General features: G+C 37.2%; 9 protein-coding genes and 8 tRNA genes. 1 reads left to right on the top strand and 16 read right to left on the bottom strand.

Annotated features, from left to right (window positions below):
- Positions 1 to 44: 44 nt before the first annotated feature.
- From AC58NB_RS14130 to sigW, 8 genes are all read right to left on the bottom strand, one after another.
- Positions 45 to 1,403 (bottom strand): MFS transporter, encoded by a 1,359-nt coding sequence (locus tag AC58NB_RS14130; protein ID WP_497427479.1) that lies wholly within the window; start codon positions 1,401 to 1,403, stop codon positions 45 to 47.
- A gap of 624 nt (positions 1,404 to 2,027) precedes the next feature.
- Positions 2,028 to 2,768, bottom strand: coding sequence for a GntR family transcriptional regulator (locus tag AC58NB_RS14125; protein WP_497427478.1), 741 nt, complete (start codon positions 2,766 to 2,768; stop codon positions 2,028 to 2,030).
- 350 nt (positions 2,769 to 3,118) lie between these two features.
- Positions 3,119 to 4,921, bottom strand: a complete 1,803-nt coding sequence (gene glmS / locus AC58NB_RS14120) for a glutamine--fructose-6-phosphate transaminase (isomerizing) (protein WP_497427477.1) — start codon at positions 4,919 to 4,921, stop codon at positions 3,119 to 3,121.
- 417 nt (positions 4,922 to 5,338) lie between these two features.
- On the bottom strand, positions 5,339 to 6,688 hold the full coding sequence (gene glmM / locus AC58NB_RS14115; protein ID WP_497427476.1) for a phosphoglucosamine mutase: 1,350 nt from the start codon (positions 6,686 to 6,688) through the stop codon (positions 5,339 to 5,341).
- Between the two features lie 82 nt (positions 6,689 to 6,770).
- The gene (locus AC58NB_RS14110; protein ID WP_497427475.1) at positions 6,771 to 8,021 is read right to left on the bottom strand and encodes a CdaR family protein; all 1,251 of its coding nucleotides are present in this window, start codon (positions 8,019 to 8,021) and stop codon (positions 6,771 to 6,773) included.
- Entirely contained in the window at positions 8,014 to 8,856 is an 843-nt protein-coding gene (cdaA, locus tag AC58NB_RS14105) for a diadenylate cyclase CdaA (protein WP_497427544.1), read from the bottom strand. Before cdaA ends, AC58NB_RS14110 begins: the two co-directional genes overlap by 8 nt.
- Before the next feature lie 159 nt (positions 8,857 to 9,015).
- Complete coding sequence (locus tag AC58NB_RS14100) at positions 9,016 to 9,618, bottom strand: anti-sigma factor family protein (RefSeq protein WP_497427474.1); 603 nt, start codon at positions 9,616 to 9,618, stop codon at positions 9,016 to 9,018.
- Positions 9,619 to 9,633: 15 nt separating this feature from the next.
- A complete protein-coding gene (gene sigW, locus AC58NB_RS14095; protein WP_497427473.1) occupies positions 9,634 to 10,206 on the bottom strand; it encodes an RNA polymerase sigma factor SigW in 573 nt (190 codons plus the stop codon).
- Between the two features lie 152 nt (positions 10,207 to 10,358).
- On the opposite strand from sigW, the gene AC58NB_RS14090 reads away from it, so the two are divergent.
- On the top strand, positions 10,359 to 10,526 hold the full coding sequence (locus AC58NB_RS14090) for a Spo0E family sporulation regulatory protein-aspartic acid phosphatase (protein WP_497427472.1): 168 nt from the start codon (positions 10,359 to 10,361) through the stop codon (positions 10,524 to 10,526).
- A 733-nt stretch (positions 10,527 to 11,259) separates the two neighbouring features.
- Here AC58NB_RS14090 and AC58NB_RS14085 read toward each other — a convergent pair.
- The 8 genes from AC58NB_RS14085 to AC58NB_RS14050 all read right to left on the bottom strand — a co-directional run bounded on the left by AC58NB_RS14085 (position 11,260) and on the right by AC58NB_RS14050 (position 12,071).
- Positions 11,260 to 11,334 (bottom strand) — tRNA-Gly (locus AC58NB_RS14085).
- A gap of 4 nt (positions 11,335 to 11,338) precedes the next feature.
- Positions 11,339 to 11,411 (bottom strand) — tRNA-Lys (locus tag AC58NB_RS14080).
- Between the two features lie 4 nt (positions 11,412 to 11,415).
- A tRNA-Gln gene (locus AC58NB_RS14075) sits at positions 11,416 to 11,490 on the bottom strand.
- 53 nt (positions 11,491 to 11,543) lie between these two features.
- A tRNA-Tyr gene (locus AC58NB_RS14070) sits at positions 11,544 to 11,627 on the bottom strand.
- An 11-nt stretch (positions 11,628 to 11,638) separates the two neighbouring features.
- Positions 11,639 to 11,711, bottom strand: a tRNA-Thr gene (locus AC58NB_RS14065).
- 95 nt (positions 11,712 to 11,806) lie between these two features.
- Positions 11,807 to 11,882: transfer RNA gene (locus tag AC58NB_RS14060), tRNA-Val, on the bottom strand.
- A gap of 7 nt (positions 11,883 to 11,889) precedes the next feature.
- Positions 11,890 to 11,964: transfer RNA gene (locus tag AC58NB_RS14055), tRNA-Glu, on the bottom strand.
- A 34-nt stretch (positions 11,965 to 11,998) separates the two neighbouring features.
- A tRNA-Thr gene (locus AC58NB_RS14050) sits at positions 11,999 to 12,071 on the bottom strand.
- Between the last annotated feature and the right edge of the window lie 95 nt (positions 12,072 to 12,166).

The following is a 12,166-nucleotide window of genomic DNA, read 5'->3' as shown; positions in this document are numbered from 1 at the left end:
TTCCACTTAACTCTTCTTCCATCTAACTATAGTAACTACTTATTCTATTTCTCTAATTGAGCTACATATACTGTTTTATTCAATCGCTCTACAAACAGCCAGTACGCTGCAAAGGCAAATAAAGAGAGAATAGCCAGTACGAATAAGATAGTAGTGTACGATAGTGAATCCATCATGGTTGCAGTATAACTGACACCAATCGATGCAGAAACGTTTATAATCAGATTATAAAAACCAATTGCTGTTCCTGTTTTTTCAGTTGCAATGGTACCAATACATGTATCAAGTAATGGAGCATACATCAAGGCAAATGATCCAGAGAATAAAATCATGGAAATAACGAAAATGATTACGGAACTTTCCACAAATAAGCCTGGCAGGACTAGACTAAGTGCAATGCAAAGGATAGCTATTGAAATAGTCATTTTGCTTGATAAAAATGTACTAATTTTCCCAGAAAGAGCACCAACTATGACAGCAATTATATAGCCGGGAATTAACAATAGAGATACCTTATCCAGTTCATATCCATATAAATCTTGAATTAGGAATGGAAACATAAAGATATAGCCTAATTGAATGGAATAAACAATAAAGGCAATTCCAAGCGTATTTACGAATTGTTTATTCTTGAAAAACGAAATACTTATTAAAGCTTTTGAACTTCTTTGGATATACGCTATGAACAACCCTATCGCAATGATAAAGAGAACAATAAAGATCCAATTAAAGTTAGACATGTACAGCATGATGCTTGTGGCAATAGCTGCAATCAGGATTAATCCAATAACATCTATCGAACTCTTTTTTGATTCTTCTTTCGGCAAATATTTCATAATAAAAGGAAGAATCAAAAGGGATAACAACGGAACGATAAATAAAATAGTCCAATCAAGATAGGTAGATATATAACCACCCGTTACTGAACCAATAACAAGGGACAATGAATAGCTACTTGTACTTAATCCTAAAAATAGCTTCTGATCTTTTTTATGCAAATGCTTCATGACGAAGATAACATATAATGTTTCAGCAGCTGCTAAACCAGATGCTTGAATTACTCTTGAAATTAAAATCATCATAAATGAGTCTTGAAAAACAAAACCTAATACTGAACCGACGCAAGTTAGGATGATCCCTGCAATGATTAGTGTCCTTATATTGATAGAATCGGCTAAAGATGCGTATACGACCGCTCCTATTCCAATAACCAGTCCTGCAAGCGTAGCTTGCCAACTGACAGTTGATGCTGAAATTCCGAGATCATTTGCAATCTCAACGGAAATTAATTTAAAAGAATTATCAATAATTAACGCAAAAACAAAGAAGAATAGAATAGCAGGTACAGCCTTTTTAACACGATTGTAATTGGCCTCCGGCGATGTTTCATTGATTGTTACCATTTGTCAGTTCACTTTCTTTCATTAAATTGTTGATGCTCTCTAGATTGCTATATTTCATTCCTTCACGTATCGCAACCATTAAATACATTAGTGAATCATTTCACGAGTAAAGATAAAGTAATAGATTGCTTATATTAATGCTCGTAAAGAACTCCAGGTAAAAGCATTATTTCTGTGATTTATACTCCATTTGGTTTAATATCCGATGTTTCTTGATGTATTTGTCTACTCACCCTCATTCACTCCTAAATAAAAATCCATACGACCCCTGCAATCGCTTACTTGTACTAAAAGAACCTTCCAACAAACAACACTTATATAGTTGTCCAAAAAGTTGTATTGCAGGATATTTTTAACATAGCACGTTAATTAAGTCTCTGTCAATGAGTGAAGAGTAATAAATTGCTTATTTTTCAAACAACTTTATATAGTTGTCTAGAGAGTTGTATAAAGTTTACTCAGATCGATCCACTTTAAAGCAAGAAGTTATAAGTATGAATAATCATTTTCTCTATGGAGAGATAGCTGATCTATTACGAATCATACGTACTAACAAAACCATGAAACATACAAAAAGGATGAATCTTTGAAATCGATTCATCCTTTTCGTTTATTACTGATATCTTATTTCGTCACATTTATTTTTATTGAGCTGAATTCTTTTGGAATATAGTATTTGTTATAAACTATGGGATACTGTTCATTGATATAAATACTTTCTACTAATAGGTTGCATTGCTCTCCACCCATTAATGTGTATTTAGATGAGGGGATGTTCCAGAAATTTGATTGCTTAATTTCAACCGTTGCTGAATTGGCCAAACTATATACTTTTCTTTCAACCATTTCTAATACCTGCTGTTTATTTTTCAAATCCATATTCAATTCCGAAACCATATCGATGGCCATACATGTAAAAGAATAAGCTACTACCTCTCCTTTACGTTTATACCAGCGATCAAAAACAACTACTGCTGCTGCTTTTCTTTTTAATACTTGTTGAGTATACTCACTTTCTAACTCTAATCTAAAATACAATTCTACATCATCGATTGCTTCGGTATGACATTTATATATAGGGTTTCCTATTTTCTCTAATCCTTCACTATTTTTTATAGTTGAAGTCTTTGTAATGAAGTTTCCTTTTCCATGAACGCAGCTAACTAATCCATTATTCTGCAACAGGGCTAACGCCTGTCTCAATGTCATTCTGCTTACACCCAGCATTCTGGCTAATTCAGGTTCAGTCGGTAATTTACTTTCTGATGGGAACGTACCATCCATTATTCGCTTAAAAAGCTTGTCATATACTGTAATATACAAAGGTTTCTTTTCCCTTGGTATATCTGAAACTTTCATTTCCATACCTTCACACACCTGTATTTTTAGTATTAAAGACAAAGTTCATATATATTATCGATTTCTTTGGTTATGTACTATTAATACAAGTATAGCATGTAAATGAATGCGCTTTCTATAAACTTTCTTTTTTATCTAAACAAACTAGAGTTTCTATATGTTGCGGGTAGAATTTAAAAAAATTCAAAACGAGAAGGTTGGTGAATTTATATGGATAGGAAGGATCTTCAAGAATGTATATAAGTAAATGTTTATTCAGATTGGTATTCTACAGGTGTTCTACCTATTTTTATCAAGTTAAAAAAAACCTCTTGCGGACTCAATATCCGCAAGAGGTTTTGTTATTAAAGATATTCTTACTCAACCGTAACCGATTTTGCTAGATTACGAGGTTTATCCACATCACAGCCACGGTGAAGGGATGCATAGTAAGCAATAAGTTGTAAAGGTATTACAGAGATAAGAGGTGTTAACATTGGGTTCACTTCTGGAAGTACGTATGCGTCTCCTTCTTGTTCAAGTCCTTTCATGGAGATGATGCAAGGATTAGCACCACGTGCTACCACTTCTTTTACGTTACCGCGGATGCTTAAGTTTACAGCTTCCTGTGTTGCTAAAGCAATAACAGGAGTTCCTTCTTCAATCAAGGCAATTGTACCGTGTTTAAGTTCACCGCCGGCAAAGCCTTCCGCTTGAATATAGGAAATTTCTTTTAACTTTAACGCACCCTCAAGGCCAACGAAATAATCGACAGAACGTCCGATAAAGAAACAATTACGTGTAACAGAAAGATATTCGCGAGCAATCATTTCGAATTTATCTTTGTCATCACATAAAGCTTCCATTGCGTTCGCAATGATACCCAATTCTTTTACTACATCAAAATCTGCTAATTGATTTTTTGCTTTTGCTACAACAGCTGCCAGGATTGTTAATACAGCCATTTGTGCTGTGTATGCTTTAGTAGATGCAACAGCAATTTCAGGACCGGCATGTAACAACAACGTAAAGTCAGCTTCACGGGATAATGTAGATCCAGGTACATTAGTGATCGTTAAGGCTTTATAGCCCATTTCTTTCACTTGTACAAGTACGGCACGGCTATCTGCTGTTTCACCACTTTGGGAAATGAAAATGAATAATGGTTTTTCTGATAGTAGTGGCATATTGTAGCTGAATTCGGAAGCTACATGTACTTCTACCGGTACTTTAGCCATTTTTTCAAACATTTGTTTTCCAACTAGGCCGGCATGATAGCTTGTTCCACAAGCAACAATATACAGACGATCTGCTTCATTAATTGCTTCAATAATCGCTCCGTCTATTTCCAGCTCTCCCGCTTCATTCTGATAAGCTTGAATGATTTTACGAGTCACTAAAGGCTGCTCATCAATTTCTTTTAACATATAGTGTGGATAAGTTCCTTTTTCAATGTCGCTAGCGTCCAGCTGTGCTGTGTAAGGTTCACGAGTAACCACTGTACCATCCAATTGTTTAATGGTGATTTTATCCTTTGTAACAAGAACAATTTCTTTATCCATTAGTTCAACAAATTGATCAGTTACTTGCAACATAGCCATCGCATCACTTGCAATTACATTGAATTCAGCACCTACACCCACTAATAACGGGCTTTTATTTTTAGCTACATAAATGATTTCATCATCTTGTGCATCCAGCAAACCAATTGCATAAGAACCATGCAACAGTCCCAAAGTTTTAGCAAAAGCCGCCTCTACATTAAGTCCTTCTTCAACAAATTTGCTGATGAGCTGAACGATTACCTCTGTATCCGTATCACTCACTAAATCTGTATCTTGAAGGTACTCCCTCTTTAATAACTCATAGTTCTCAATTACACCGTTATGAACAATCGTAAAACGTGCATTCGAACTTTGGTGAGGGTGAGCATTTCTTATGCTTGGTACACCATGAGTTGCCCAGCGAGTGTGCCCAATTCCTTTGGAAGATTGTACTGTCATATCCACGCTTTCACGTAAATCAGCTATTCTTCCTTTTTCTTTGAACACATGTACACCGTTCTCATTCATGACAGCAATACCAGCTGAATCATATCCTCTATATTCAAGCTTTTCCAAGCCTTTTAGCAAAATTTCTTTAGCATCTTGATTTCCAATATAACCTACGATTCCACACATACTTGTTTATCCTCCTATAGAAAGATGAAGGGAACAAGAACGCCCGGGGGCACTCTTGCCCCCTTATCTCTAAATAATTTAATTGATATATATGCATCTCTTTTTATTCTGTCCAATTTGTCACCAAACTGATTTAGTAAAAAGAGGGTCAGTTGTGCATGCAACCGGAAGGCATCCGCCGAAAAATCGATAACCTCCACCTCGTCAACTGGCTTATTCCAGTCCTGGCGCTTTATTAACTATAGAACACTCTACCCTCCTTATTATTTTAGACTCATTTTTCAGCATACACCATATGCTCTTATTTCGTCAACATTTACAGGATTATACATATATCCTTCAAAAATCAAGTTACACATATATAAAATATGCATAAGAGGAAGAATCGTTCCCCTTATGCATATACTATTTATCATTCTACTCTAGTCCCATCTCAGCCCTTACAACATCAGCAATTCGCTCAACATATTGATCGCATTGCTCCTGTGTAGGTGCCTCAGCCATTACACGAACAAGTGGCTCTGTACCGGACGGCCTCACTAGAATACGCCCGTTTCCGCTCATTTCCTCTTCCACTTTTTCAATAATCGCTTTGACTTTCTCATTATCTGTCACATGATGCTTATCCGTTACACGGATATTGACAAGTTTTTGTGGATAAACTTTCATTTCACCGGCAAGTTCAGATAGTGGCTTGCCCGTCAACTTCATAATATTTATGAGCTGAACACCTGTCAATAATCCATCTCCTGTTGTATTGTAATCAAGGAAAATGATATGGCCAGATTGCTCTCCGCCTAGGTTATATCCGCCTTTTTTCATTTCTTCAACAACATATCGATCTCCAACAGCTGTTTGCGCACTCAAGATTTGATTTACATCCAATTCTTTATAGAATCCCATGTTACTCATGACTGTTGATACAACCGTATTATGCTTAAGACGATTATGTTCTTTCATGTATTTGGCACATATGAACATAATTTGATCTCCATCAACAATGTTGCCTTTTTCATCGATGGCTATCAAACGGTCTCCATCTCCATCAAAAGCCAGACCTACATCTGCACCCTTCTCAAGTACAAATTCAGCCAGCTTCTCTGGATGTGTTGATCCGACACCTTCATTTATATTCAATCCATTGGGAGAAGCACCCATTGTCGAAACATCAGCATCCAAATCAGCAAATAAATGTGTCGCTAAGGAAGATGTAGCTCCGTGTGCACAATCTAGCGCAACATGTATATTCGTGAAATCTTCATCAGCCGTTTGTTTTAAATATTGAATATATTTCTGTCCACCTTCAAGGTAGTCATTAATTCTTCCAATATTTTCGCCAATTGGTCTTGGCAGTTGATCTTCTTCCATATCCAATAATGCTTCAATTTCTTCTTCCTGATCATCCGATAGCTTAAACCCATCAGACCCGAAGAATTTGATGCCATTATCCGCTACAGGGTTGTGGGAGGCAGAAATCATAACACCTGCTTCTGCGCCTAAAGCTTTTGTTAAATAGGCAACACCAGGTGTGGAAATGATACCTAAACGCATAACTTCCGCTCCCATAGATAATAGACCAGCCACTAAAGCACTTTCCAGCATAAATCCGGATATTCTTGTATCGCGGCCTATTATTACTTTAGGACGGTTTTCATTATGCCTCGTTAAAACATATCCGCCAAATCGGCCTAGCTTAAAAGCAAGCTCAGGTGTCAATTCGCTGTTTGCTACACCCCTCACACCATCTGTACCGAAATATTTACCCATTAAAAATCTCTCCTTCTACTAATTCTCTTCATGTATTATGCTTAAATTTTCCTTTTCACCATATCAGAAGAGTGTAAGTTCATTATCCTTCTGGATCTTTTTCTGTTATTTCTACTTTAACTGTCTTGCTGTTGTTTGGTAGTTCCCAATGAACCTTATCTGGTGCATTCACCTCTAATGTTACATTATGACTTCCTTCATTCAGTTCTTTTACATCAATAAATACATCAAAATCGCTGGATTTCAAGGACTTTATTACAGATTCGTCGCCTTCAATGGCCAGGTCTATCATACCGTTTGCAGGATCAAGTATTTCGGCTGTATATTTTTCCTCGTCTACCCCTTTTATTTCAATAGGTATATTCGAGATAGTTCGAGCATTATCCTTCTTTATCTTGATCGTCACTTTTACCGTGTCGACAGATGAACCAACCACTCCATCAGGCAAGCTAACAGGGATTTCAATCTCAGTATCATCATCAATATTGCTGATATCAACTGGTATCTTTATTTCCTTAATATCCTTAAGAATGGATTCCCCGCCATAGATGGTAGCCGTTTCTGAGTCTATCTTAATACTTTCAATCGTAACACCTTCAGGTGGTGAACCTGTAGCTTCAGCAGATAGGCTGACCTTTTTGGAAGGGCTGTTTACATTAATTGAAATGTCAACAGTACTTGGTTCGATGGTTACATCTAACAAGTTCATATTAGTGTCAAATGCCTGTACGGTTGCTTCTGTTGTAATATCATTTGTTACATGCGAGTCAGTTTTTACAGTTGCTTTTACAACAGCAATTTTATCAATACTACTTTTGGCTCCTGTTATATGAACTGTTGGTGGATTCACATATGGTGGGTCTGAAGTGTATCCTTCCGCCAAAAGGGTTTTATCAAATTCGGCTTCCACCTTATATTCATCAGATACTTTTTCTTCCACCACTGCTGTCGTATTGGCCTGTGCTAGAGTATAGTTGATTTTATCAGATAAATTCTTCACCTTTATTGGTACCTTTTGGGACCCGATTTTAGGATCTGATAAATCCACATATAACTCAAAATCCATTTTATTTTTAGCTGATATGACAATGCTCTTAGGCCCTTCTATTGTAATATCAAGGGTTTCAGGTATTCCACTGACAATTAAATTATCTGTATCATAGTAAACTTCAACAGGTACATTTTTAATAGTAGCTGTTTCAGTGCTTGAAGGTGTATCAAAAGGATTAGAAGAATTGTTAATCGGATCACTATTGACAGAAAAAAACAGAAATATAGCTATGAAAAACGCTCCAACCTTCATAAACCAACTATTAGAAGTAAGTTTATCCATCTTTTCTCGACCTCCAATTCCAGATATTCGAAGAGGTCGTTTTTGTATTTATGGACAATTCATTTTCAAGCATATTTTGTAGTTCTTCTATCGAAAGATTCCGATAAAGCTCACCGTTTTTAGTTAATGAGATACTCCCCGTCTCTTCCGAAACAACGATTGTTAAGCTATCGGTTACTTCACTTATCCCAAGTGCCGCTCTGTGTCTTGTACCCAATTCCTTTGAGACAAACGGACTTTCAGATAACGGAAGGTAACATGCAGCAGCTGCAACAGTGCCATTTTGTAAGATAACGGCTCCATCATGCAGCGGAGTATTCGGGATAAACACATTAATTAATAACTCAGATGAAATTCTGGAATCCATACGTATACCTGTCTCAATATAATCATTAAGACCAGTTTCTCTTTCTATCGAGAGCAGGGCACCAATCCGGCGCTTGGCCATATAAGTGGTTGATTTAATAATAGCTTCGATCGTTTGCTCCTGCACATTCTCTTCCTGAAAATTTGTCCTTGTAAAAAACCGACCTCTGCCCAATTGTTCGAGCGCCCGTCGTAACTCAGGCTGGAAGATAATGATAACTGCTAAAACTCCCCAAGTCATTACATTCTCCAATAAATAGCTTAAGGTATTTAATCCAATAACTTCACTGGCAAATCGGCCAACTACAATTAAGAGAATTCCACGCAATAGCTGTACAGCTTTTGTTCCTTTAATAATTTGCAATAATTTATAAAAAACAAACCAAACAAGAAATATGTCGGTTATGCTAATAACATAATCCAATAAAGAAAAATTGTTTAGAAACGGCATGTCATTTCCTCCAGTCATGTCCTTTCCCATGAACGGTTATATACAGTTATATACCGCTATGTTAGTATAACCCCATTATTATAACATACTGTTCCACAAACTCTAAGAATTCAGTACAATTTCATATAGAAAAAGGCCATCCAAACGGATCGCCTTGTGTAAGTTCATTATTATGATTTATAACACTCCTGATATGGTATTCTTCATATGGTACCAAATCCATTCGAAGAGTTTATCAATTTCTTCTATATTTCCAGTAACCTCACCGGCTCCTGCTAAATAATTATCTCCATTAATAACCGTTACATCCCCATTTACTTTGCCTTCCACTTTTATATTCCCATTCTTAACTACCAGATCACCTTTAACTGTTTTTCCTTCAGGGACTATCACAGTTTGTCCCTCAACTACCAGATTAGGGTCTTTAGAGAAAGAGAACTGTTTTTCATCTTCTCCCCAATATGAAAATAAAGTACTGCCCATCAGAAGGATGAAAAGAGACGCGGCTATTAATACAGGGTTACGCTGCAGCCATTTGGTAATTAATTCTCCTTTTGATTGCTTTGGCAATTTACCCATTACATTCGCGGTAAATCCGCTGGGTGCAGGAATAGATGTGCTTTTAAGAAAGGCATCTGTTCTATTAAGCTCATGAAACGTGTTCATACACTTATCACATTTTGCTATATGTTCAAGAAGCACACTGGCACTCTCTTCGTTAATGTCTTCGTCGAGATAATCATGCATATAATCTTCGATGTTTTCAGGGCATAGTTTCATTTTGATCCACCTCATTTATATAGATCGCAGTGATTTTCTCAGTGCATCTCTTCCTCTATGAATTCGTGTTTTCACGGTTCCTACAGGCAAATTTAGAATTTCACTTATCTCTTTTAAAGAAAGTTCATCTACATATTTTAATACAATAACCGAACGATATTTGTCAGGCAAATTTTGAATCTCTTTTTGGATTTGTTCCTTAAGCTCTAAACTCTCCAACTCATCTTCTGGCAACTTCGTATCTGAAGGAATCTGAGAGTACATATCAAGCCCTTCTGTACCTGCTACTTCTGCATCAAGATAATAATCCGGCTTCTTTTTCCGTATCCGATCGATACATAAATTTGTAGCAATCCGGTATAACCATGTGGAGAACTTTCTGTTCAACTGGAATGTGTGGATATTTAAATAAGCCCGTAAAAAAGCTTCTTGTGCCACATCCTCTGCTTCATAGCGGTCACCCAGCATGCGATAGCACAATTGAAATACCCTGTCCTTATAAAATTCAACGATATCCTCATATGCTTGTTGTTTTCCTCCCAGCACTTGCTGGATTCTTTCTTTAATAAGTCCTTCCAAATTGTCCATCCTTCCGCATTGGCGGCCCTCAGCATTTATACGCATTGGCCTTGAGAAAAGTTTCAATAAAAATAATATTTATTTTACAACCAAACACCTGTTTAATCTCTACAGAAATGGGTAATAAAGGTAATAAAACTCTTGCAGATAGGAGTGAGGACTTGGAACTACATATACTTATGAAAGATATTGAACGATGTCGCCAACGAATGATTTTACTTGCCTCTTCGACCTCAATGCTTGACTCTGATGTCATAAAAGCAAGTACTGAATTGGATTCATTAATTAATCTCTATCAAACCCAAACTAGATACGTCTATAAAAAGTAGTAATCCGTATAATGGGGAGCTGCTTTTCTTTATAGAAATTATATGATCAACCCATATACCAGTTTAATCAGCCTTTGGTTAATAATTGATCACTCTTTAAGTGTTCTTTCATCATTGGCTGCGAACACGTTACAATCGTTATAGGCAGCTGTAATAAAAGAATCCCTGACAGAAATAATCGTATCTTTATGATTATTTTCCATTAACCACGTTGGTATTTTAGAACCCTTCGTTTCTTTTATCCAAGACGTTTTCTCTTTTTATCTCTCACAAGTATTCTCCTATATTTCCTTCCACAGTATTAAGTCATCCTCTCACCTAAATCTCTTCTGAGAATTCAGATGATTCATCTTATAAGTTAGCGATTAAACCTATCTAATTTCTTTTAGAGTAAACCCACACTCACTAAATTGGGGCAATTAGAAATAAACAGGATTTCACTATTATTCATCTAAATAAATTTAATTACGAACCTCTTGAATATGTCTACAAATACTTAATTCTTATCATACCTCATGTTTCTCTCTCAGTCTTCAAATTCGGTCAGAAATACCTTTATTTACGTGAAATTGAGCTGACTGTCCGTTATTTCTCTTGGGTATTACTTGGGCCCATTTCTTATATGATTAGTAAAGTGGCTTACTATATTTTTTCAGGGAATAACATCTGTCTTTTATAATAAAAAAAACCTTAACTGCATAGCATTTAAGGTTTGATCATTTATATAAGATTATGGAGCGGAAGACGGGATTCGAACCCGCGACCCCCACCTTGGCAAGGTGATGTTCTACCACTGAACTACTTCCGCAAGATGAGCCATGAAGGACTCGAACCTTCGACCCTCTGATTAAAAGTCAGATGCTCTACCGACTGAGCTAATGGCTCTAAATGGCTGGGCTAGCAGGATTCGAACCTACGCGTGACGGAGTCAAAGTCCGTTGCCTTACCGCTTGGCTATAGCCCAAAAAGAAAAAAAGGGACAATATCTTGTCCATTACTCAATGCATATTAAAATAATGGTGGAGGGGGGCAGATTCGAACTGCCGAACCCGAAGGAGCGGATTTACAGTCCGCCGCGTTTAGCCACTTCGCTACCCCTCCGATATGAAGAGTGCCGGCAAGAGGACTTGAACCCCCAACCTACTGATTACAAGTCAGTTGCTCTACCAATTGAGCTACACCGGCATATTCGTTTTTAAACCGTTTTAATACTTTATTAGTATAATCTATACTATTTAGGATTTCACCAAGTATTTTATGGTAATTTTTTCGGTTTAAAATGGTGGAGGATGACGGGATCGAACCGCCGACCCTCTGCTTGTAAGGCAGATGCTCTCCCAGCTGAGCTAATCCTCCATATAAGTGGTGACCCCTACGGGATTCGAACCCGTGTTACCGCCGTGAAAGGGCGGTGTCTTAACCGCTTGACCAAGGGGCCATTCATAAGATGTCTTTTCATAACTACTTTCGAGAGCTTCCAAGCGGGCTCGAACCGCTGACCTCTTCCTTACCATGGAAGTGCTCTACCTGCTGAGCTATGGAAGCACATTAAACAGGACATAAAAATGGCTCCGCAGGTAGGATTCGAACCTACGACCGCTCGGTTAACAGCCGAGTGCTCTACCACTGAGCTACTGCGG

This window comes from Pradoshia sp. TA40_28 (genome assembly GCF_059694525.1).
Note: the sequence above shows the minus strand (reverse complement) of the source record. Positions and strands in the feature narration are given on the sequence as shown.